The sequence below is a fragment of the Streptomyces galbus genome (assembly GCF_005280195.1).
Taxonomy (GTDB): Bacteria; Actinomycetota; Actinomycetes; order Streptomycetales; family Streptomycetaceae; genus Streptomyces; species Streptomyces galbus.
Map to the genome: position 1 here is coordinate 426,993 of NZ_SZPR01000019.1, position 20,543 is coordinate 447,535.

The window sequence follows — 20,543 nt, forward strand, 5'->3', positions numbered from 1 at the left end:
GTTCTTCACAAGGAATTCCGTCGCGACGACCCCCTCGGTGCCTTCGGATCACCCCTCCAGAGCCCGAACTCCCCTTTGAACGTGTTCAGAAGGGGGTGTGCGGCCCTCTTCGCATCACGCACCCCAGGCGGTGTTTCCACTCCCTCACGGAGCCCTCGGAAACCCAGAGAGGCAGCTCACGCGGCATTGACAACGGGGTGTAACGGACAACGGTTCCCGTCGTCCGTCCCGGCCCGGCCCAAAAGGGCCGCGGAGTGTAGCACAGGCACTGGGGAAGCTTGTGAAGGGGCGCACGAGGTACCCCCTCCATCCGGGTGGATACTCGATGCCATGAGCACCACGGAGCGTCCCAGGATCCTCGTAGTAGGCGGTGGGTACGTAGGCCTGTACGCAGCTCGGCGCATCCTCAAGAAGATGCGCTACGGCGAGGCGACCGTCACGGTCGTCGACCCCCGGTCGTACATGACCTACCAGCCCTTCCTCCCCGAAACCGCCGCCGGCAACATCTCCCCGCGCCACGTCGTCGTCCCGCTGCGACGCGTGCTGCCGAAGGCGGAGGTGCTCACCGGCCGGGTCACCACCATCGACCAGGACCGCAAGGTCGCCACGATCGCCCCGCTGGTCGGCGAGGCGTACGAGCTGCCCTTCGACTACCTGGTCGTCGCGCTCGGCGCGGTCTCCCGCACCTTCCCGATCCCCGGCCTCGCCGAGCAGGGCATCGGCATGAAGGGCGTCGAGGAGGCCATCGGCCTGCGCAACCACGTCCTCGAGCAGCTCGACAAGGCCGACTCCACGACCGACGAGGAGATCCGCCGCAAGGCGCTCACCTTCGTCTTCATCGGCGGCGGCTTCGCCGGCGCCGAGACCGTCGGTGAGGTCGAGGACATGGCCCGTGACGCGGCCAAGTACTACAAGAACGTGTCCCGCGAGGACATGCGCTTCATCCTCGTCGACGCCGCCGACAAGATCCTCCCCGAGGTCGGTCCCAAGCTCGGCCAGTACGGCAAGGACCACCTGGAGAGCCGCGGGGTCGAGATCTACCTGTCGACCTCCATGGACTCCTGCGTCGACGGCCACGTGGTGCTGAAGAACGGCCTCGAGGTCGACTCCAGCACGATCGTGTGGACCGCCGGCGTCAAGCCCAACCCGGTCCTGTCCCGCTACGGCCTGCCGCTGGGTCCCCGCGGTCACGTCGACTGCGCGGCGACGCTCCAGGTCCAGGGCACCGACTACATCTGGGCCGCCGGCGACAACGCCCAGGTCCCGGACCTCGTCGGCCGCAAGGCGGGCAACGAGAACGCCTGGTGCCCGCCGAACGCCCAGCACGCGCTGCGCCAGGCCAAGGTCCTCGGCGACAACGTGATCTCCGGCATGCGGGGCTTCCCGCAGAAGGAGTACAGCCACGCCAACAAGGGCGCGGTCGCGGGCCTCGGCCTGCACAAGGGCGTCGCGATGATCGTCATGGGCAAGATGAAGATCAAGCTCAAGGGCCGTCTCGCCTGGTACATGCACCGCGGCTACCACGGTCTGGCCATGCCGACCTGGAACCGCAAGATCCGGGTCTTCGCCGACTGGACGCTGGGCATGTTCCTCAAGCGCGAGGTCGTCTCGCTCGGCGCCCTGGAGACGCCGCGCGAGGAGTTCTACGAGGCCGCCAAGCCCGCCCCGGTCGCGTCGGCCCCGGCCGCCCGCACCGGTGAGAAGACCGAGAAGGCCGAGGAAGCCGCCAAGGCCTCCTGACCTCGACGTCGACCGGACCCCTCGAAGGGGCCGCCCGCCATCCGTGGTGCGGGCGGCCCCTTCGGCGTTCCCGACGCCCCGTGCCGCCCAACAAGATGGCGCCTACATCTTCTTTGCCCACTCATAACTCCAATGCGGGACTGCGCAGCGGGCGTCCTGGTGTTTACGTGGTCACTGACATCCGGGATCGTTCGTCACGGAGGTGTGCGCCATGGCTGACGCCGCGTCGCGGCTGAGGGGCCTGCTCGAACAGTTGTTGGGAGCCCCGCTCCCGCTCCGCATCCACGCCTGGGACGGCTCGCAGGCGGGTCCGCCCGACGCCCCGGCGCTGGTCGTGCGCAACCGCAGGGCCCTGCGCCGCCTGCTGTTCAAACCCGGCGAACTGGGCCTGGCCCGCGCCTGGGTGGCGGGCGATCTGGACGTGGAGGGCGACCTCTACACCGCCCTCGGCCGGCTCTCCGGACTGATCTGGGAGCGCGGCGAGGACGCCCCCACCCTTGCGCAGTCGCTGCGCGACCCCCAAGTGCGCTCCGCGGTCCGCGGCCTGTTCCGGCTCGCCGGACCGCCCCTGCCGCCCGCCCCGCCCGCGGAGGAGGTCCGCCGCACCCGCCACCTGCACACCCGCCGCACCGACCGGCGCGCCATCAGCCACCACTACGACGTCGGCAACGACTTCTACGAACTGGTCCTCGGCCCGTCCATGGTGTACTCCTGCGCCTACTGGACGGCCCCCGAGCCCCGGGGCACCCTCGAACAGGCCCAGCACGACAAGCTCGAACTGGTCAGCCGCAAGCTCGCCCTCACCCCCGGTCAGCGCCTCCTGGACGTCGGCTGCGGCTGGGGCTCCATGGCGATCCACGCGGCCCGCGAGCACGGCGTGCACGTCGTCGGCATCACCCTGTCCCAGGAGCAGGCCGCCTACGCCCGCAAGCGCGTCGCCGACGAGGGCCTGACCGACCGCGTCGAGATCCGGGTGCAGGACTACCGCGACGTCACCGACGGCCCCTTCGACGCCATCTCCTCCATCGGCATGGCCGAACACGTCGGCGCCGAGCGCTACCTGGAGTACGCCCAGGACCTCCACGCCCTGCTCACGCCGGGCGGACGGCTCCTGAACCACCAGATCGCCCGCCGCCCCCAGCGGGACGAGTCGACGTACGAGGTCGACGAGTTCATCGACGCCTACGTCTTCCCCGACGGCGAGCTGGCGCCGCTCGGCACCACCGTCACCCAGCTCGAACGCGCCGGCTTCGAGGTGCGGGACGTGGAGGCGATCCGCGAGCACTACGCGCTGACCCTGCGCCGCTGGGTGAGCAACCTGGAGGCGGACTGGCAGCGGGCGGTCGGGCTGGCCGGCTACGGCCGGGCCCGGGTCTGGCGCCTGTACATGGCGGCCTCCGCGCTCGCCTTCGAGCGCAACCACATCGGCGTCAACCAGGTGCTCGCCGTGAAGACCCCGCAGTCCGGCGCCTCGGGGATGCCGCTGCGGGCCCGCACCTGGAACTGACCGCCCCGCGGCACGCGAAGGGGGTCCCCGTCCCGTCGGACGAGGACCCCCGGTGCGTCACGCGACCGGCGCCCCGGCTACTCCGCCTTGATCGCCTGGAGCATGTTCAGCCGCGCCGCCCTGCGGGCCGGCCACAGCGCGGCCAGGACGCCCACCGCGGCCGCCAGCGCCAGGAACGCGGCCATCCGCGCCCACGGCAGCACCAGTTCGTACGTCGCCATCCTGGTGCCCAGCAACTCACCGGCCGCCCAGCCGAAGAACACGCCCAGACCGATGCCGAGCACGCCGCCGAACAGCGAGATCACCAGGGACTCCAGCCGCACCATCCGCTTCACCGACCGGCGCTCCAGCCCGATGGCGCGCAGCATGCCGATCTCCTGGGACCGCTCGAACACCGACATCGCGAGGGTGTTGATGACGCCGAGCACCGCCACGATCACCGCCATCGCGAGCAGGCCGTAGAGCATGTTCAGCATCAGCGTGAACATCTGGGCGATCTCCTCGGACAGGTCCTCCTTGCTCTGCACCCGGATGGCCGGATTGGAGCCGAGGGCCTTCTCCAGCCGGTCCTTCGTCGCCCCGGAGGCGCCACCCGACGTCTTCACCATGACCTGCATGTCGGCCGGATCGCTCTGGTGCGGGGTGAGCGCGGCGGTGTCCAGCATGATGCCCTGGATCAGCTCGTTGCCCTCGTAGACCCCGGCGACCGTCAGCCGCTGCGCCTTGCCGTCCTCGTAGTGCACGGTGAACGCCGAGCCGGCCTTCCAGCCGTGGGAGTCGGCGGTGTCCTGGTCGACGACGACCCGGTCGCCGCCCACCGTGAAGGAGCCGTCGTCGACCTTCAGGTCGGTCAGGTCGCCGATGGCGGAGCCGTTCACACCGGTCAGGTACTCGGTCCGCCCGTCGATGCGGGAGGGGGCGTTGCGCAGCGGGCTGGTGGTGGTCACCCCGTCGGTGTCCTTCAGCTTCCGCTCGACACCGGGCGACAGTTCGTTGCCGTTGGCCATCGACACGACGTAGTCGGCGCGGATCGCGGCCGAGGCCATCTTGTCGATCGACTTCTGCAGGCTGCCCGCCATCACCGTCATGCCGGTGATCAGGGTCAGGCCGATCATCAGCGCGGACGCGGTGGCCGCCGTGCGGCGCGGGTTGCGCACGGAGTTCTGCCGGGCCAGCCGGCCCGAGACCCCGAAGGCGCGCAGCAGGGGCGCCGCGGCCGCGATCAGCGGACGCGACAGCAGCGGTGTCAGGATGAACACGCCGATGATGAGCAGCACCGCGCCGAAGCCCATCGGGGCCTGCCCGTCGGAGCCGGACAGGGTGGTGGCGTACAGGACGACCGTGACGCCGGCCGCGGAGAACAGGGCGCCCAGGGTGTTGCGCAGCACCAGCGACTTGGTGGTCGCCTTGGCGTGCACGCTGCTCATCGCGGCGACCGGCGGGATCTTCGCGGCGCGCCGGCCCGGCAGCCAGGCCGCGAGCATGGTGACGAACACGCCGACGACCAGGGCGGTGGCGACCGTGCCGGGCGAGACCACCAGCGGCCCGTCCGGGACGGTGGCGCCGAGGCCGCCCATCAGCGAGCGCAGTCCGGCCCCGATGCCGATGCCGGCCACCAGGCCGCTCACCCCGGCCACCGTGCCGACCACGAACGCCTCGATCAGCACCGACCGGGTCACCTGGCGGCGCGAGGCGCCGACCGCGCGCAGCAGCGCCAGCTCCTTGGTGCGCTGGGCCACCAGCATGGTGAAGGTGTTGGCGATGATGAACGTGCTGACGAACAGGGCGATCCCGGCGAACACCAGCAGGCCCTGCTTCAGCCCGCTCATCTGCGAGGAGATCAGCTCGGCCTGGTCGTCGGCCAGGCGCTCGCCGGTGGTGGTCTCGGTGGTGGCGCGGGGGAGCGCCCGGTCCAGGGCGGCCTTCAGCGCGGTCTGGCTGGTGCCGGGCGCGGCCTTGACGTCGATCTCGTCGTAGGTGCCCGCCTTGCCGAACAGCTTCTGCGCGGTCGGCGTGTCGAACAGGGCGAGGCTGCCGCCGGCGGCGACGTTGCCGTCGTCGGTGGTGAACACGCCGGTGATCCGCGGCTCCAGCACGGGGCCGTCGACGGACATCCGCACGGTGTCGCCGACCGCGTAGCCCGCGCGCCGCGCGGTCTGGGAGTCGATGGCGACCTCCCGCGCGCCGTGCGGGGCCCGGCCCTCCTTCAGCGGGTAGCGCGGGTCGTCGGTGCCCCAGTAGTTGCCGCCCTGCGACTGGAAGCCGCCGCCGATGAGCTTGCCGTCCTTGTCGGCGAGCGCGGTGAAGCCGTCGACCACGCCGATCGCGGAGGCGGCCCCCGGCACCTTCGCGCTCGTCCTGAGCTGCGCCTCGGTCAGGTCGGGGGTGCGGCCGACGGTGTCGCCGGTGTCCTCGCCGCTCTCGGGGCGTACGGCGACGTCGACCTGGTCGAAGCCCTTGGCGGAGCTCTGCTGGTAGGCGTCGGAGATGGTGTTGGTGAAGACCAGGGTCCCCGACACGAATGCGACGCCGAGCATCACGGCGAGCACGGTCATGAGGAGCCTGGCCTTGTGCGCGAGCACGTTGCGCAAGGCGGTACGGAACATGGGTGGTCTCAGTCCAGGGTGGGTGACGGGGCCGGGAGCGACGGCTCGGGGCGGGGGCCGGGGACGGCGGTCAGCTCGTGCGGCCCTTGGTGTCGAAGCGCTTCATCCGGTCGAGCACGGAGTCGGCCGTGGGCGCGTTCATCTCGTCGACGATCCGCCCGTCCGCGAGGAAGACGACCCGGTCCGCGTAGGCCGCGGCGACCGGGTCGTGGGTCACCATGACGACGGTCTGGCCCAGCTCCCGCACGGAGTTGCGCAGGAAGCCCAGCACCTCGGCGCCGGAGCGGGAGTCGAGGTTCCCGGTGGGCTCGTCGCCGAAGATGATGTCGGGCCGGGAGGCGAGCGCGCGGGCGACGGCGACGCGCTGCTGCTGGCCGCCGGAGAGCTGCGCGGGCCGGTGGCCGAGCCGCCCGGACAGGCCGACCATCTCGATGACGGTGTCCAGCCACTGCCGGTCCGGCTTGCGGCCGGCGATGTCCATGGGGAGCGTGATGTTCTCCAGCGCGGTGAGCGTCGGCAGCAGGTTGAACGCCTGGAAGATGAACCCGATCTTGTCCCGGCGCAACCGCGTGAGCTGCTTGTCCTTCAGCGAGCCCAGCTCCGTGTCACCGATGCGCACGGACCCGGAGGAGAAGGTGTCGAGCCCGGCCACGCAGTGCATCAGCGTGGACTTGCCGGAGCCGGAGGGCCCCATGATCGCGGTGAACTCGGCCTGGTGGAAGTCGACGGAGACCCGGTCCAGGGCGACCACCTGGGTCTCGCCCTGTCCGTAGATCTTCGACAGCTCCGTGGCGCGGGCGGCCACGGCGGTGGTCCGGGAAGCGGCGAGAGGGCTGGTGGTCACGGGGTGATGCTCCGATCGCGGGACGGTGGTGGGAGGGACACCACCATCCTCACGGCCGGAAGCCGCCGTGGAGTCAGTCGCTGTTCCGGTATCGGGGGCAGACTCCGGGCGGACAGGCGGGCCGTGTGTCATACCTGGGGATGACCCCCGCCCCGGAGACGAGCGCACCGCCCGTCCGGGCCGCCGCACGGGCGGTTGTGCGAAGAACCGGTGAGGCACCTTGGTTCAAGCGGTGAAATCCCGTCATTCCGCATGTGCCGCTGACCGCTGCCAGGAGGCCTTCTGGCACGTGTGGATGGCGCGATCCCGGTGCTGATGCACCCTCAGACGTCAATAAAATAAGACAACATCGAGCCGTCCGGCCCCTGTTCGCAGGACGGGTCCCGATAGTCTCGGCCTCGACGCGGAGCCCTTGACTTGCCCAGATGGTGGAATGCAGACACGGCGAGCTTAAACCTCGCTGCCCCTTCGTGGGCGTGCCGGTTCAAGTCCGGCTCTGGGCACCTCCGACCGGCGCGGTGGCCGCGCCCTCCTTCCAGGCGTCGACCGCATCCCCCCACAGCCGGTGGAGAAGTCTCCGGCCGGTACCGGACGTGTCCCAGCTCGGTCATGACGGCCGCCCGCCCGCTGCCGGGAATCACACGGACGCGTAGCGTGTTCCGCGATACGGGCAGGGAAAGATCCTCCTCAAGCACTAGAGTCAATCCTTTGCCTTTCCATTACTCTTGAGCCAAGGCCGCGCGAGGTGGCCATGGAGGAGTGAAATGAGGAGCAGAAACCCGGTCTTCTCGCGACGGGGGTTCAGCCGCGACAACGGCTACGCGGGCTTCGACGCCGCGCCGCAGGCCGGGGGACCCGCCGTCGCCACGCAGGGCAACCCGTACGCACAGCAGGCGGGCAACCCCTACGCGCAGAACCCGTACGCCACCGACCCCTACGCCCAGCAGGCCGCCGGTGCGCCCCCCGCCCCGGTGACCACCGCCGGCCGGATGACGATGGACGACGTCGTCGCGCGCACCGCGACCACGCTCGGCATCCTGGTCGTCACGGCCGCCCTGGCCTGGGCGCTGCTGCCGGTCGACGACGCCCACATCGGCCGGTCCTACGGCATCGGCATCGGTGCCGCGCTCGTCGCGATGGTGCTGGCGTTCGTCCAGTCCTTCAAGCGCCGGCCGGCCCCCGCGCTGATCCTGTCGTACGCCGCCCTGGAGGGCGTCTTCCTCGGCGTCGTCTCCAGCGTCGTCGACAACCGCATCGCCAGCGGCGCGGCCATGCAGGCCGTGATCGGCACCATGGCGGTCTTCGCCGCGGTGCTGGTGGCGTACAAGGCGGGCTGGATCCGCGTCACGCGGCGGTTCTACGGCTTCGTGATGGCGGCGGCGCTCGGCTTCGTGCTGCTGATGGCGGTGAACCTGCTGTTCGCGGTCTTCGGCGGCGGTGACGGCCTCGGCTTCCGCAGCGGCGCGCTCGGCGTGGTCTTCGGTGTCATCGGCGTCATCCTCGGCGCGCTCTTCCTCGCCCTGGACTTCAAGCAGGTCGAGGACGGCGTGGCCTACGGCGCCCCGCGCGAGGAGGCCTGGCTCGCGGCCTTCGGCCTCACGCTGACGCTGGTGTGGATCTACCTCGAGTTCCTGCGGCTCATCGCGATCCTGAACAGCAACGACTAGCGAGGAGCCGCACGCGCGCACGCGCGCGGCCAGGCGAAAGGGCCCCGGGTTCTCCCGGGGCCCTTCGTCGTCGTCCCCCGTCGTCCCCCGTCGTCGTCCTGAGTCGTCGTCCGTCGTCGTGCGCGCCTAGAGCAGCTTGCGCGCGGCCCTCCTCAGGTCGTACTCGTGGATGATCGCCTTGGCGTGGCCGTACGCGAGGTTGTGCTCGTGGCGCAGCCAGCTGACCTTCTCCTCGAAGCGGAAGAGGGCCGGGCCTTCGTCGACGGTGCGCAGCCAGTCGGAGACTTCACGACCGGTGCAGTGGGGGATGCGGGCGAGCATGTTGCGATGGGTCTCCTCGGAGAAGACTTGGGACATCGGCGCCTCCGGATGCTGGGTGTGAGCCGGTCCTTCAGGTCACCGTGCCTGAGCGTTCGGCCGTTGGCAACAGTGCGGCAGCGGCGCGTACGCTCGGGCCCGTGGTGGATACGACGCCGTTGAGCCGAGCCGTTGATCACTTCGCCGACCGGTTGCGGGCGGCACCGCAGTCGCGCCTGCAGCGCGGGGCGGCGGCCGAGGCGCTCGAGGCGGCCAGGGAACTGGCGCGGTGGGCGCAGGAACTGGAGCGGCCGGGATCGGAGCCGCGGATCATGCCGGACGCGGGCATGTTCGCCGCCGCCGACCAACTCTCCGTCGCCGCGAACGACCTGGCGGTCGTGCTGTCCGCCGACGACGAGGTGGAGCGGGCGGTGCGGGTGATCGAGGAGGCGCAGAAGCGGGCGGGTGTCTGACACCCGCCCCGCTCACAGGGACGCGATGACCCGGTCGGCCAGGATGTAGACGTTCTCCTCGCCGCACGCGAAGGTCAGGGTGTACGCGCCCGAGATGCCCGAGCCGCCGAGGAGCACCGGGGCCTCGCCCGCGGTGAGGGCGGCCGCCAGGCGCTCGGCGGTCTCGCGGTGACCTGGCGTCATGCACAGGGTGGTGCCGTCGGCGAAGACGTAGACGTCCAGCGTGCCGAGGGGACCGGGGCGCACGTCGGTCAGCTCCACGCGGGACGCGGCCAGTTCCTCCAGCGTCGCCACGGTGCGCTCGTGGTCGTTGACGACCGGTGACTGCACCGGCACGAAGTCCGGGTGGGAGGGGTGGCGGCGGCGGGCCGCGGCCAGTTCGGGGGAGTCCGCGGCGAACTCGTCCGGCTCGGTCACCGGCTCCAGCGGCTCCAGACCCGCGAAGTCGGCCTGCCGGGGCAGGAACAGCTCGCTGTCGGGCAGCCCGAGCAGCGTGGGTGCGTCGGAGGCGTCCCGCGTCTCCTGGGCGGCCCAGAACGCCCGCGCCTCGGCGAGCTCCCGCTCCCGCTCCTCGGCCAGCGCCTCGGCGACCGCCGCCCGTATCTCGGCGGCGTCAGACGTGGTCCGCGCGGCGGGCACCAGGCCGCGGGCCGCCGCGGCGTGGTTCTCGGCGAGCTGGACGTGCAGGGCGGCGACCTGCCGGCGCAGCTTCAGCAGGGTGCGCAGGACGGCGACGCCCACGGCACCGGTGGCGGCCGTGGTGACCAGCAGGGCGATCGGCATGGCGCTCACTGACGTACTCCCGGTTCAAAGTCGACCCCCGACTTCCTACATCAGCTTGAAGGGCGGACTATCCAGCTGTCAGTGCGTAACGTCACGAAACGGGCAGGACTTTGGACCTGGGGTTCGGTGATGCAGCGCCTCTGAACTGCGCGTTCCCTGATGCGAGCGAGATAGGTCACATCCTGGGGGAAATTGGATCACAAATCGGCCCGGAGTTCGGTGGTGTCCCGAACTCCGGGCCGATGTATCACGGTGAGTGCCGTGAAGGTCACGCTCAGGTGGTCAACGGCCTCAGCTCAGGCGCTCGATGACCATGGCCATGCCCTGGCCGCCGCCGACGCACATCGTCTCCAGGCCGAACTGCTTGTCGTGGAACTGGAGCGAGTTGATCAGCGTGCCGGTGATGCGGGCGCCGGTCATGCCGAAGGGGTGGCCGACGGCGATGGCGCCGCCGTTGACGTTCAGCTTGTCCAGGTCGATGCCCAGGTCGCGGTAGGAGGGGATCACCTGGGCCGCGAACGCCTCGTTGATCTCGACCAGGTCGATGTCGTCGATGGTCAGGCCGGCCCGGCGCAGGGCCTGGTTGCTCGCCTCGACCGGGCCGAGGCCCATGATCTCGGGGGAGAGGCCGGAGACGCCGGTGGAGACGATCCGGGCGAGCGGCGTCAGGCCCAGCTCGCGGGCCTTGGTGTCGGACATGATGACGACCGCGGCGGCGCCGTCGTTGAGCGGGCAGCAGTTGCCGGCGGTGACCAGGCCGTCGGGGCGGAACACCGGCTTCAGCCCGGCGACGCCCTCCATGGTGACGCCGGCGCGGGGGCCGTCGTCCTTGGCGACGACCGAGCCGTCGGGCAGGGTCACCGGGGTGATCTCGCGCTCCCAGAAGCCGTTCTTGATGGCCTCCTCGGCGAGGTTCTGCGAGCGGACGCCGAACTCGTCCATGTCCTGGCGGGTGACGCCCTTGAGGCGGGCGAGGTTCTCCGCGGTCTGGCCCATGGCGATGTACGGGTCGGGCAGCAGGCCGTCCTCGCGCGGGTCGTGCCAGCTCGTGCCCTCCTGCTGGGCGACCTCGGCGGTGCGGGCCTCGGCCTCGGCGAACAGCGGGTTGTGCGTGTCGGGGAGGCTGTCGGAGTTGCCCTTCACGAAGCGGGAGACCATCTCCACGCCCGCCGAGATGAACACGTCGCCCTCGCCGGCCTTGATGGCGTGCAGGGCCATGCGGGAGGTCTGCAGGGACGACGAGCAGTAGCGGGTGATCGTGCAGCCGGGGAGGTGGTCCATCCCCATCTGCACGGCCACGACGCGGGCGAGGTTGTTGCCCTGCTCGCCGCCGGGCAGGCCGCAGCCGAGCATCAGGTCCTCGATGTCCCGCGGGTCCAGCTCGGGGACCTTGGCGAGGGCCGCCTGGATGATCGTGGCGGTGAGGTCGTCCGGGCGCAGGTCCTTGAGGGAGCCCTTGAAGGCGCGGCCGATCGGGGAGCGGGCGGTCGAGACGATGACGGCTTCGGGCATCACGGCTCCAGGGCGGTGCGTCGGAAGGATGGGAGGGCTGGTTGGGAAGTTACCCGGACGTATGGCCCGGGTCACGGCTGCGGTCGTGTGACCCTGGCCGCACTTTCCAAGCGCTTGCTTTGTCGCGGCCGGAGGCAGGCCGGGAGGCGGCCGGGCGCCAGCCCGGGTGACGGGCCGGGTACCGCCGCCCCGTCACGCCGTCGGGCGGGCCGGCTCCGTCTCCGTCACGCCGTCGGACGGGCCGGCTCGGCCTCCGTCACCCGCCGGCGCCGGCGGCGCTTGAGCAGCGCCCACGGACCGCGCGGGCCCGCCGGCATCGCCGCCGTGACCTCCGTGCCGGCCTCCTCCACGGCCTCCGCCGCCGCCCGGGCCACCGGCAGGAACCCCTCGCGCCGGAAGCTGTCCGGCCGCTCCTCCTCCGCGGGCCACAGGCCCAGCGCCGCGCACACCGTCGGCAGCACCGCCATCGCCGCCGTCGCGTAACCCTCCGCCGACGGGTGGTACAGGTCCGGCCCGAACAGCTCGCGCGGGTGCGCCTCGAACTCCGGTCCGAGCAGGTCGCCCAGCGACACCGTGCGCCCGCCCTGCTCCACCACGCCGATCGTCTGCGCCGCCGCGAGCTGCCGCGAGGCCCGCCGCGCCAGCCACCGCAGCGGCTGCTGCACCGGCTCGATCGTCCCCAGGTCGGGACACGTGCCGACGACCACCTCGGCACCCGCGGTGCGCAGCCGCCGTACCGCCGAGGACAGGTGGCGCACCGAGCGGGTCGGGGGCATCCGGTGGGTCACGTCGTTGGCGCCGACCATGATCACGCACACGTCGGGCACCGGGCCGCCGGTGCCGAGCACCAGGCCGACCTGGCGGTCCAGGTCGTCCGACTGGGCGCCGGGCAGGGCGACGTTGCGCAGCCGCACCGGCCGCTCGGCCACCGCCGCGAGCCCCGACGCCAGCAGCGCGCCCGGGGTCTGGCCCGCGCGGTGCACCCCCTGGCCGGCCGCGGTGGAATCGCCCAGCAGCACCAGCAGCAGCGGCTCCTCGCCCGGCACCGCGTAGGACCGGCCGTACACCCCGTCCGCCTGCGGCACGTGCGGCTGCGCGCCGTTGCCGTACACCTGGCGCCGCGCCAGTTGCGCCTCCGCCACCAGCAGCCCCATGAGCGCCGCCCCGGCCAGACCGATGCCACCGCCGCCGTAGGCCGCGCCGGCCGCGATGCGGCGGGCCACCCTCGCCCTCGCCATGCTCGTCATGCGTCGCCGCCACCTCCTCGAACCCGTACACCCACTCCTTGCCCCGCACGCACGGTGGCCCAATCCCGACGGGGAGTGAACGACCCGTCCACGCTTTAGGCTGGCGGGACCACGACGACCACTCTTTTTTGCAAGCAACCGGAGACAACGGTGCATTTCCACGACTCGCTGATCAGCCTCGTCGGCAACACCCCGCTGGTGCGGCTCAACAACGTGACCAAGGGCATCAAGGCGACCGTCCTGGCCAAGGTCGAGTACTTCAACCCGGGCGGCTCCGTGAAGGACCGCATCGCCCTGCGCATGATCGAGGCGGCCGAGCAGAGCGGCGAGCTCAAGCCGGGCGGCACGATCGTCGAGCCGACCAGCGGCAACACGGGCGTCGGACTCGCCATCGTGGCCCAGCAGAAGGGCTACAAGTGCATCTTCGTCTGCCCGGACAAGGTGAGCACCGACAAGATCAACGTGCTGCGTGCCTACGGCGCCGAAGTGGTCGTCTGCCCGACCGCCGTCGACCCGGAGCACCCGGACTCGTACTACAACGTCTCCGACCGGCTCGTCCGTGAGACGCCGGGCGCGTGGAAGCCCGACCAGTACTCCAACCCCAACAACCCCCTCTCCCACTACCACTCCACCGGCCCCGAGCTGTGGGAGCAGACCGAGGGGCGGATCACCCACTTCGTGACCGGCGTCGGCACCGGCGGCACCATCTCCGGCACCGGCCGCTACCTCAAGGACGCCAGCGAGGGCCGGGTCCAGGTCATCGGCGCCGACCCCGAGGGCTCGGTGTACTCCGGCGGCTCCGGGCGCCCGTACCTCGTCGAGGGCGTCGGCGAGGACTTCTGGCCGACCGCCTACGACCGCACCCTCGCGGACGAGATCGTCCCGGTGTCCGACAAGGACTCCTTCCAGATGACCCGCCGGCTGGCCAAGGAGGAGGGCCTGCTCGTCGGCGGCTCCTGCGGCATGGCCGTGGTCGCCGCGCTGCGCGTCGCCGAGCGGCTCACCGAGGACGACGTCGTGGTCGTCCTGCTGCCCGACAGCGGGCGCGGCTACCTCAGCAAGATCTTCAACGACGAGTGGATGGCGGACTACGGCTTCCTCGAGGACGACGGTCCGAGCGCCCGCGTCGCCGACGTCCTGAGCGACAAGGTGCACGGCGCGATCCCGTCCCTCGTCCACATGCACCCCGACGAGACCGTCGGCGAGGCCATCGAGGTGCTGCGCGAGTACGGCGTGTCCCAGATGCCCGTGGTCAAGCCGGGCGCCGGTCACCCGGACGTGATGGCGGCCGAGGTCGTCGGCTCCATCGTCGAGCGCGAGCTGCTCGACGCGCTGTTCACCAAGCGCGCCTCGCTGGAGGACCCGCTGGAGAAGCACATGTCGGCCCCGCTGCCGCAGGTCGGCTCCGGCGAGCCGGTGGCCGACCTGATGTCCGTGCTCGGCGCGGCGGACGCGGCGATCGTGCTGGTGGAGGGCAAGCCGACCGGTGTGGTCAGCCGCCAGGACCTGCTGGCCTTCCTGGCCAAGACCGGGAAGTAGCGGCGAAGCTGCGGTGAACGGGCCCCGAACGCGGCGAACGTGCGGTGTCCGGGGCCGATCGCGACGGCGCCCGACTGGTACGAGGGCGTCACGTGTACGCAGCACACGCTTAACACGGGTCAGGCAGATTGGTGGATGTCGGCAGGGACGGGAGCGGCTCCCCGTCCTGGCCGGCGGCGAACGGCGTCACGGACCTCCGGAGCGGCTCCCGGACCTCCAAGGACGCCACGGACGCGCGGCCCGGCCTGACCCGGCCCGCGTCCTCCGCGGGGACCGCCGTCGTCCCGCCCCCCGTTCACGGGGGTGCGGCGGTCCCCGCGCAAACCGCCCGGCACTCCGTCCCGCCTCACCCCGGCCCCGGTCCGCGCACTCCTCGCGGCTCCGTCCGCGCGGGCGTCCCGGCTCAGTCCGTCCAGTCGTCCCCGGTGTCCTTGTTCCGGCGACGGCCGCCGAACAGGCCCGGGTGGGTGCGGGCCACCTGGACCGCGTTGACGCCGACGATGCCGAACCACGACACGATCAGGCCGGGCAGGTGCGCCGTGCCGGCGCCGATCGCCGACAGCGGGACCGCCAGCACCAGCGAGACGATGCCGAAGCCGAAGCGCTCACCCCAGGAGTCGGTCGCCTTCGGGGAGCGCGCGTCGCGGGCCGCGACCATCTGCTGCTCGGCCATCTGCCGGCGGACCCGGCGCTCGACCGCCCCGTCTATGCGCTGGTCGACCTTCTCCAGGAAGGATTCGACGAGCGCGGAGTCGTACTCCTCGCCGAGTTCCCTGCGGGCCTGCAGGGTGGCGTTCAGTTCCTTCTTGAGCTCGGTGTCCCGCGCGTCCGTTCCGGTCATGCGTCCACGCTAGGGAGCCCGGCTCCCCGCCGCACTGGGGATAGCCCCCCTGTCGGCCCTCCGGTGACCGCCCCTGCCGACGGTGCCGTCCGTGCTCCCTTGCTCCGCTGTATGACCTCATGCAGAGTTCAGGGACACTGAATACGACCCGAGGGGGAGCACGGTCATGACGGACAGCCCGGCCGCGCGGCTGCAGGCGCTCTTCGAGGGGCACCGGCTCACGCCGACCCAGCGGCGGATCGCGCACAGCATGGTCCGGCGGGCCGCCGACGTGCCCTTCCTGTCCAGCGTGGAGCTGGCCGAGCTGGCCGGCGTCAGCCAGCCCTCGGTCACCCGCTTCGCGGTCGCCCTCGGCTTCGACGGCTACCCGGCGCTGCGCCGGCACCTGCGCGAGGTCGCCCCGGCCGAGCAGGACGCGGCCGGCGGCGCCTTCAACGAGTACCAGCAGGCCGTCGAGGCCGAGATCGAGAACCTGCGCCACCTCGCCGAGGCGCTCGCCGACCCCGGGCCCGTGCACCGGGCCGGGCGGGTGCTCGCCGCGTCCCGGCCGCTGCCCGTCCTCGGGCTGCGGGCCGCCGCCTCCCAGGCGTACGGCTTCGCCTACTTCGCCGCCAAGGTCCACCCGGACGTACGGCTGCTGCACGAGGGCGGCTCCATGGTCCACGACCGGATCGACGCCGCCGTCCGCGCGGGCGCCACCGCGCTGCTGTGCTTCGCGCTGCCCCGGCACCCCCGCGAGGTGGTGGACACCCTCGGGCACGCCCGGGAGGCCGGACTGACCGTGGTGACCGTGGCCGACTCGGCGTTCGCGCCGGTCGCCAAGGTGTCCGACCTGCTGCTGCCGGCCGCCGTCGGCACCGGGCTCGCCTTCGACACCGCCTGCGCGCCGATGCTGCTCGGGCGGGTGCTGCTGGAGGCGATGTGCGACGACCTGCCCGACGCCCAGGCGCGGCTGGAGGAGTTCGACGCGCGGGCGGCGGCCCGGGGGCTGTTCGTGGAGTGAGCCACGGGCCGGTGCGCGGACCCGGCGCCGGGGTCGGGTGCCGGGTCCGGGGTGTTCTTCTCAGAGTCGTCTCACGTTCGCTCGCTACGCTCCCGGCTGACGTGTTCGTGCCGAGACGGCGAGGAGGCGGAACGTGGCACGCGCGGATCGCAGAACGCAAGGTCTGGCCCGGGTGGCCGTCGTCGTACGTGCGGGAGCGGCCCCCCTGTGGTGGTGCGGGGTGGTCGCGGCGGGCGTCGGCGTACTGGTGCCGGGCATCACGGGACGGCGGATCGGGGTGCTCGCCGGGGCGGCGCTGTTCCTCGGGGCGGCGGCCGTCGTGGCCTGCCGGGGACGGCGCCGCTACCGGACCCTGGCGCGCGGGGCCGCCCGCGCGGGCCGGCACGACGTGCTCCAGGACCGGGCCGTGACCGTACGGAACTGGCGGCGCGGCCACCGCTGGTGGCTCCTGCCGGCCTTCGTGGCCGCCCTCGGCTCGTCCTTCGCGGTCCCGGCGGCCGGCGGCGGGCTGCTCGCGGGCTGCGCGGTGGGACTGTGGCTGAAGTCGGCCTGGCTGGGCCGCCGCGAGCGGGAGGCGGACGCGCTGCTGTGGGTGCGCGTGGACTGGCTGGACCGGAGCGGCGGACGCCCCGCGGGCAAGGCCGTCAAGGGCTACCGCAGCACCGGCATCGCGGCGGGCGACGCGGCCCCGGGTGGGGCGCGCCGCCGCACCGCGGCGCTGGTCTGAGGCCGGGTCAGACCTCCAGGGCCTCCTCGATCCTCTTGAGCTGGTGGCGGGCCATCGCCAGGTTGGCCCGCTTGGCGTCCAGCACCAGGTAGAGGAAGAGCCCGTTGCCGCCGCGGCCGGTGAGCAGCCGGATCAGGTGGTACTGGTCGGTGAGCGTGATCAGGATGTCCTCGATCTCGGCCTTGAGGCCGAGGTGCTCCATGGTGCGCATCTTGGCGCGGATCACGTCGGTGTTGCCGGCCGCGGCGACGTTCAGGTCGAAGGTCTTGCTGCCGCCGATCGTGCCCAGCGCCATCCCGCTGGTGTAGTCGACGAGCGCGGCTCCGGTCGCGCCCTCGATGGAGGCGAGTGCTTCCTTGAGGGCGGTTTCGGTGTTGGCCATGACGGGGTGTCCTCTCAACTTTCCGTGGTGGTCCGCGGTGTGGTGCCGCGCGGTGTGGTGGTGGTCGTGGGCCCCGGGGCGGGACCGGCCGCGGTGCGGGCGGTGCGGGTCCGGGGCGCGGGCCGGACGGCGGGCCGGGCCGGGACCGGTGCCGGGCCCGGGGGCGTGGTGTCCACCAGCTCCCCGATGCGGGCGCCGGCCCGCCGGCCCTCCAGGTGCAGCCGGCCGACGTTGACGCGGTCCTCGGCGAGCAGCGTCAGCACGGCGTGGGCACCGGCCGCGTAGGTGGCGACGTAGCCGAGGTGGCCGCGCAGCAGCAGTTCGCGCAGCTCGCCCCGGCCGGTGGCGTCGGTGGTGCGGATCGCGACGCCGAGGGCGGCGGCGGTGAGCGCGGCCAGTCCCTCCGGTTCGACGCCGGGGGTGTCGTGGGCGAGCACCAGGCCGTCCACGCTGGCCGCGAGCGCTCCGGTCAACTGCGGCACGCGGGCGCGCAGCCGGTGCAGTTCGTCGAGTACCGCGGGCTGGTCCGCCATCAGCTCTCTCCTCTCGGCGAGGGGTCGTAGGCGTTCAAAGGGCCTCCAGCGCATCCCTGAGCCTCTTCAGGAGGGTGATGTCGGGGTCGGTCACGGGGGGCAGGGCGATGCCCGGCGGCGGGTCGGGCGCGGCCGGCGGGGGCTTGGCGGCCACCAGTCCGGCGGCCGCCAGGCGCCGCACGTCGGTCAGCGTGGGGAAGGCCCGCCGGCCGAGCGCACGGGCGATGTCCGGGGCGGTGCGCACCCCGTCCACCAGGGCCAGTACCGCCCGTTGCCGGGCGGCCGGCGCGGTGGCCGGGCCCGGCGCCCCCGGTGGCGCGGTGCGCAGCAGGGGCGCGGTGTCCACCAGCGGCTGCGGCCAGAGGCGGTGCAGCAGCGCGCGGCGGCGCAGGGTCTCGCGCTCCAGTTCGGCGACGGTCACCGGCCGCACCGCGCCCAGCAGGTGCCCGGTGCCGTAGTGGAAGCGGCCCGGGGTGCTGCTGGGGGCGAGCGCGAAGTAGCCGGCGTCGTACACCGCGCCCAGGTGGCAGATCTCCAGCGCGCCGCGCGCGACCAGGCCGGCCTCGACCAGCAGCCGGCCCGCGCCGCGCTCCTCGTCGGCCCGCTCCACCGCCTGCCGCCAGGCGTCGGGGGTGAGGGTGCCGTGGGCGAGCAGCAGGTCGGCCAGGCCGGGGGCGAAGGGGCTCTCGGCGTGCACGACGTGGCCGTCGGCGAGGTGCAGCGTGCCGTGCTCGCGCTCCAGGACGCCGGTGGCCCGCTCGGCGGCCAGCCGGGTCAGCATGGGGGAGACCCCGCCGCCGCCCGCGGGGTCGGGGGCCGCCGCCCGGTCGCGCACCGGCAGCCGGGGCGGCGGGACCGCGTGCGTCATGATCACCCCAGCACCAGCCGTCCGGCCATCTCGCCCAGCCGGATCCGCGCGAGCGCGAGGTTGCCGTCCGAGCGGCCGAGGCACACGTGCAGGAACACGCTGCTGTCGAACGAGGTGGGCACGAACCGCAGCAGGTGGTAGCTGTCGCGGTTGCTGATGATCAGGTCTTCCAGCGGCGGGTCGGCCGCCACGGCGTCGTCGACGGGCGCGAACGCCCGCTGCTCCGCGGCCAGCCGGGCGATCTCGGCGGCCTCGGCGGCGGCCGCCTCGTGGTCCCCGCCGGGGAACTCGCCGACCGTGCCCAGCGCCAGCCCGCTCGTCCAGTCCACCAGCGCGGCCCCCCGGGCTCCGGGCAGTCGCATGGCCTCCAAAAGGCACTCGTCGATTCCGGGCACCGTGGCTCCCCTCCCGCCTGCGGTTCGGCTGAGTGAGGAAGAGGTTACGCACGGTGCGTACGAACGGTGGGTCTTCTGGCATTTTCCAGTGGAACATGCGCGGAGCCACTAAGGTGGGTCAACTACCCCCGCGCATCTGTCCGTTGAACACCCCGGCCCGGGGAGTGCGTCAACGGCTCCCGGGCGCGCGCAGGGTGGTGAGGGCGTCCGCGTGCGCCCCTCCCGCCTCGGCCACCAGCTCCGGCAGCGTCTGCGGCGCCCGCACCGTCGCGAACGCCACGCCCCCGGCGCCGTCCGGCCCGAAGCCGTAGATCCCCGGCCGGGTCAGCGAGTTGTACCCGTAGTGGTGGGCGAAGTAGTAGGCGCCCGTGTCCGGCGCCGCCACGTGGTCGCCCTGCTCGAGCAACGGCAGCGCGCGCCCCTCGGCGAGCAGGTCGCCCGCGAAGCACGCGGGCCCCGCCACGTCCTGCACGACCGCGGGCCCCTCCTTCGGCCGCCCCTTCGCGTCGTAGGCGAGGATCCTCAGCGGCCAGGCGCCCGGGTCGTACACCGTGCGCGTCGCCACCTGCACGCCCGCGTGCGTCACCGCCACCGGCCGCCCGCCCGCGCCCTTGGCGTACTCCACCCGCGCCACCAGCGTGCCCTGCTCGGCCAGCAGGGCCCGCCCGAACTCGGTGACCAGCCCGTACCGCCCGTCCAGCAGCCCCGGGACCGCCTCGCGCAGCAGTCGCGCGTACTGCGCGAACGTCGGCGTCGTCGCCTCCGAGGCGAAGTTCACCGGCAGCCCCCCGCCGATGTCGAGCGTGTCGACCTGCCGCCGCCCCACACGCGCGTTGATCTCCTCGGCCAGCGCGTACAGCTCCGCCGCGCCCCGCACCATCAGCGCCAGCGGCACGCCCTGCGACCCGGTGTGCGCGTGCAGCCGCGTCAGCCACGGCCGCTCCTCGTACGCGCGCAGCACCCACTCGCGCGCCCCCTCGTCGCGCAGCGCCACCCCGAACTTCGAGGTGGCCGTCGCCGTCGACAGCGCCTCGATGGACCCGGCGCCGATCTGCGGGTTCACCCGCAGCCCGACGGGCGAGCGGACCGGGCCCGCGCCGACCAGCGCGTCCAGGCGGGCCAGCTCCTGCGGGTTGTCCGCGTTGACGGCGATGCCGAGCGCCAGCGCCTCGCGCAGCTCGGCCGGGGTCTTCGCCGGCGAGTCGAGCACCGTCGCCCCCGGTGGTACGCCCGCCGCCGTGGCCAGCGCCAGCTCGCCCGGGCTCGCCACCTCCGCGCCCAGCCCGGCCTCGCACAGCAGCCGCAGCACCGGCACCAGCGGGGCCGCCTTCACGGCGAAGGCGTGCAGCACGGGCGTGCCGGGCGCGACGACCGCCTCGAACGCCGAGCGCAGCCCCGCCGCGGCCTGCCGGATGCCGGTGACGTCCAGCAGCCCGACGAGCGGGGCGTCCGGACCGAGCAGGCCCTGCTCCACGGCGGCCCGCACCGCCTCGTCCCGCCGCGCCGCCCGCGCGCCGGCCCCGTCGTCGCCGTGCTCCCGCCCGCCGCCTGTGCCGCCGTCCCGGTGCTCGTGCTCGTG

The 20,543-nt window shown here is 72.8% G+C and carries 19 protein-coding genes and 1 tRNA gene; 8 read left to right on the forward strand and 12 right to left on the reverse strand.

What is annotated here, in order from left to right; all coding sequences use genetic code 11:
- Nucleotides 1–330 precede the first annotated feature (330 nt).
- Together E4U92_RS25225 and E4U92_RS25230 are read left to right on the forward strand one after the other, a co-directional pair.
- Nucleotides 331–1,740 carry an NAD(P)/FAD-dependent oxidoreductase gene (locus E4U92_RS25225; RefSeq protein WP_137302731.1) on the forward strand — a complete coding sequence of 470 codons (1,410 nt, stop codon included), beginning with the start codon at nucleotides 331–333 and terminating at the stop codon, nucleotides 1,738–1,740.
- 211 nt (nucleotides 1,741–1,951) lie between these two features.
- A complete protein-coding gene (locus E4U92_RS25230; RefSeq protein WP_137302732.1) occupies nucleotides 1,952–3,247 on the forward strand; it encodes an SAM-dependent methyltransferase in 1,296 nt (431 codons plus the stop codon).
- A 77-nt stretch (nucleotides 3,248–3,324) separates the two neighbouring features.
- On the opposite strand, the gene E4U92_RS25235 is transcribed toward E4U92_RS25230, so the two are convergent.
- Entirely contained in the window at nucleotides 3,325–5,853 is a 2,529-nt protein-coding gene (locus E4U92_RS25235; RefSeq protein WP_137302733.1) for an ABC transporter permease, read from the reverse strand.
- A 70-nt stretch (nucleotides 5,854–5,923) separates the two neighbouring features.
- Nucleotides 5,924–6,697, reverse strand: coding sequence for an ABC transporter ATP-binding protein (locus tag E4U92_RS25240; RefSeq protein ID WP_137302734.1), 774 nt, complete (start codon nucleotides 6,695–6,697; stop codon nucleotides 5,924–5,926).
- A gap of 419 nt (nucleotides 6,698–7,116) precedes the next feature.
- Here E4U92_RS25240 and E4U92_RS25245 point away from each other — a divergent pair.
- Both E4U92_RS25245 and E4U92_RS25250 read left to right on the forward strand, forming a co-directional pair.
- Nucleotides 7,117–7,200 (forward strand) — tRNA-Leu (locus E4U92_RS25245).
- Between the two features lie 261 nt (nucleotides 7,201–7,461).
- Complete coding sequence (locus E4U92_RS25250; RefSeq protein WP_137302735.1) at nucleotides 7,462–8,364, forward strand: Bax inhibitor-1/YccA family protein; 903 nt, start codon at nucleotides 7,462–7,464, stop codon at nucleotides 8,362–8,364.
- A gap of 126 nt (nucleotides 8,365–8,490) precedes the next feature.
- Here E4U92_RS25250 and E4U92_RS25255 read toward each other — a convergent pair whose 3' ends face one another.
- Entirely contained in the window at nucleotides 8,491–8,721 is a 231-nt protein-coding gene (locus E4U92_RS25255) for a DUF4287 domain-containing protein (RefSeq protein ID WP_067233714.1), read from the reverse strand.
- 101 nt (nucleotides 8,722–8,822) lie between these two features.
- Between E4U92_RS25255 and E4U92_RS25260 the strand changes: the two genes are divergently transcribed.
- A complete protein-coding gene (locus E4U92_RS25260) occupies nucleotides 8,823–9,134 on the forward strand; it encodes a hypothetical protein (protein ID WP_137302736.1) in 312 nt (103 codons plus the stop codon).
- A gap of 12 nt (nucleotides 9,135–9,146) precedes the next feature.
- Here E4U92_RS25260 and E4U92_RS25265 read toward each other — a convergent pair whose 3' ends face one another.
- The 3 genes from E4U92_RS25265 to E4U92_RS25275 form a co-directional block, all read right to left on the reverse strand.
- The gene (locus E4U92_RS25265; RefSeq protein ID WP_174864012.1) at nucleotides 9,147–9,917 is read right to left on the reverse strand and encodes a hypothetical protein; all 771 of its coding nucleotides are present in this window, start codon (nucleotides 9,915–9,917) and stop codon (nucleotides 9,147–9,149) included.
- A 291-nt stretch (nucleotides 9,918–10,208) separates the two neighbouring features.
- A complete protein-coding gene (locus E4U92_RS25270; protein ID WP_137302738.1) occupies nucleotides 10,209–11,429 on the reverse strand; it encodes an acetyl-CoA C-acetyltransferase in 1,221 nt (406 codons plus the stop codon).
- Nucleotides 11,430–11,653: 224 nt separating this feature from the next.
- Nucleotides 11,654–12,676 (reverse strand): SGNH/GDSL hydrolase family protein, encoded by a 1,023-nt coding sequence (locus E4U92_RS25275; RefSeq protein ID WP_137302739.1) that lies wholly within the window; start codon nucleotides 12,674–12,676, stop codon nucleotides 11,654–11,656.
- 150 nt (nucleotides 12,677–12,826) lie between these two features.
- Between E4U92_RS25275 and E4U92_RS25280 the strand changes: the two genes are divergently transcribed.
- Nucleotides 12,827–14,215 (forward strand): cystathionine beta-synthase, encoded by a 1,389-nt coding sequence (locus E4U92_RS25280; protein WP_137302740.1) that lies wholly within the window; start codon nucleotides 12,827–12,829, stop codon nucleotides 14,213–14,215.
- Nucleotides 14,216–14,618: 403 nt separating this feature from the next.
- Here the strand turns inward: E4U92_RS25280 and E4U92_RS25285 are convergent, their stop codons facing one another.
- Nucleotides 14,619–15,056, reverse strand: a complete 438-nt coding sequence (locus tag E4U92_RS25285; RefSeq protein ID WP_137302741.1) for a hypothetical protein — start codon at nucleotides 15,054–15,056, stop codon at nucleotides 14,619–14,621.
- A 166-nt stretch (nucleotides 15,057–15,222) separates the two neighbouring features.
- Here E4U92_RS25285 and E4U92_RS25290 point away from each other — a divergent pair, with 166 nt between their 5' ends.
- Together E4U92_RS25290 and E4U92_RS25295 are read left to right on the forward strand one after the other, a co-directional pair.
- Nucleotides 15,223–16,059, forward strand: a complete 837-nt coding sequence (locus tag E4U92_RS25290) for a MurR/RpiR family transcriptional regulator (protein WP_137302742.1) — start codon at nucleotides 15,223–15,225, stop codon at nucleotides 16,057–16,059.
- A gap of 133 nt (nucleotides 16,060–16,192) precedes the next feature.
- Nucleotides 16,193–16,786 carry a hypothetical protein gene (locus tag E4U92_RS25295; protein WP_137302743.1) on the forward strand — a complete coding sequence of 198 codons (594 nt, stop codon included), beginning with the start codon at nucleotides 16,193–16,195 and terminating at the stop codon, nucleotides 16,784–16,786.
- 7 nt (nucleotides 16,787–16,793) lie between these two features.
- On the opposite strand, the gene E4U92_RS25300 is transcribed toward E4U92_RS25295, so the two are convergent.
- From E4U92_RS25300 to E4U92_RS25320, 5 genes are all read right to left on the reverse strand, one after another.
- Nucleotides 16,794–17,168 (reverse strand): roadblock/LC7 domain-containing protein, encoded by a 375-nt coding sequence (locus E4U92_RS25300; protein WP_137302744.1) that lies wholly within the window; start codon nucleotides 17,166–17,168, stop codon nucleotides 16,794–16,796.
- A 14-nt stretch (nucleotides 17,169–17,182) separates the two neighbouring features.
- Nucleotides 17,183–17,701: a roadblock/LC7 domain-containing protein gene (locus E4U92_RS25305; protein ID WP_137302745.1), complete on the reverse strand. Its 519-nt coding sequence runs from the start codon at nucleotides 17,699–17,701 to the stop codon at nucleotides 17,183–17,185.
- Between the two features lie 34 nt (nucleotides 17,702–17,735).
- Nucleotides 17,736–18,569 carry a transcriptional regulator gene (locus tag E4U92_RS25310; RefSeq protein ID WP_174864008.1) on the reverse strand — a complete coding sequence of 278 codons (834 nt, stop codon included), beginning with the start codon at nucleotides 18,567–18,569 and terminating at the stop codon, nucleotides 17,736–17,738.
- Nucleotides 18,570–18,571: 2 nt separating this feature from the next.
- Nucleotides 18,572–18,964 (reverse strand): hypothetical protein, encoded by a 393-nt coding sequence (locus tag E4U92_RS25315; protein WP_137302746.1) that lies wholly within the window; start codon nucleotides 18,962–18,964, stop codon nucleotides 18,572–18,574.
- Between the two features lie 169 nt (nucleotides 18,965–19,133).
- Nucleotides 19,134–20,450, reverse strand: coding sequence for a type III PLP-dependent enzyme domain-containing protein (locus E4U92_RS25320; protein WP_229862600.1), 1,317 nt, complete (start codon nucleotides 20,448–20,450; stop codon nucleotides 19,134–19,136).
- Nucleotides 20,451–20,543: the final 93 nt, after the last annotated feature.

Coding starts and splice junctions, on each gene's coding strand:
- E4U92_RS25225 (WP_137302731.1), top strand. CDS start 331: ATGAGCACCACGGAGCGTCCCAGGATCCTCGTAGTAGGCGGTGGGTAC.
- E4U92_RS25230 (WP_137302732.1), top strand. CDS start 1,952: ATGGCTGACGCCGCGTCGCGGCTGAGGGGCCTGCTCGAACAGTTGTTG.
- E4U92_RS25235 (WP_137302733.1), bottom strand. CDS start 5,853: ATGTTCCGTACCGCCTTGCGCAACGTGCTCGCGCACAAGGCCAGGCTC.
- E4U92_RS25250 (WP_137302735.1), top strand. CDS start 7,462: ATGAGGAGCAGAAACCCGGTCTTCTCGCGACGGGGGTTCAGCCGCGAC.
- E4U92_RS25255 (WP_067233714.1), bottom strand. CDS start 8,721: ATGTCCCAAGTCTTCTCCGAGGAGACCCATCGCAACATGCTCGCCCGC.
- E4U92_RS25265 (WP_174864012.1), bottom strand. CDS start 9,917: ATGCCGATCGCCCTGCTGGTCACCACGGCCGCCACCGGTGCCGTGGGC.
- E4U92_RS25270 (WP_137302738.1), bottom strand. CDS start 11,429: ATGCCCGAAGCCGTCATCGTCTCGACCGCCCGCTCCCCGATCGGCCGC.
- E4U92_RS25275 (WP_137302739.1), bottom strand. CDS start 12,676: ATGACGAGCATGGCGAGGGCGAGGGTGGCCCGCCGCATCGCGGCCGGC.
- E4U92_RS25285 (WP_137302741.1), bottom strand. CDS start 15,056: ATGACCGGAACGGACGCGCGGGACACCGAGCTCAAGAAGGAACTGAAC.
- E4U92_RS25290 (WP_137302742.1), top strand. CDS start 15,223: ATGACGGACAGCCCGGCCGCGCGGCTGCAGGCGCTCTTCGAGGGGCAC.
- E4U92_RS25300 (WP_137302744.1), bottom strand. CDS start 17,168: ATGGCCAACACCGAAACCGCCCTCAAGGAAGCACTCGCCTCCATCGAG.
- E4U92_RS25305 (WP_137302745.1), bottom strand. CDS start 17,701: ATGGCGGACCAGCCCGCGGTACTCGACGAACTGCACCGGCTGCGCGCC.
- E4U92_RS25310 (WP_174864008.1), bottom strand. CDS start 18,569: ATGACGCACGCGGTCCCGCCGCCCCGGCTGCCGGTGCGCGACCGGGCG.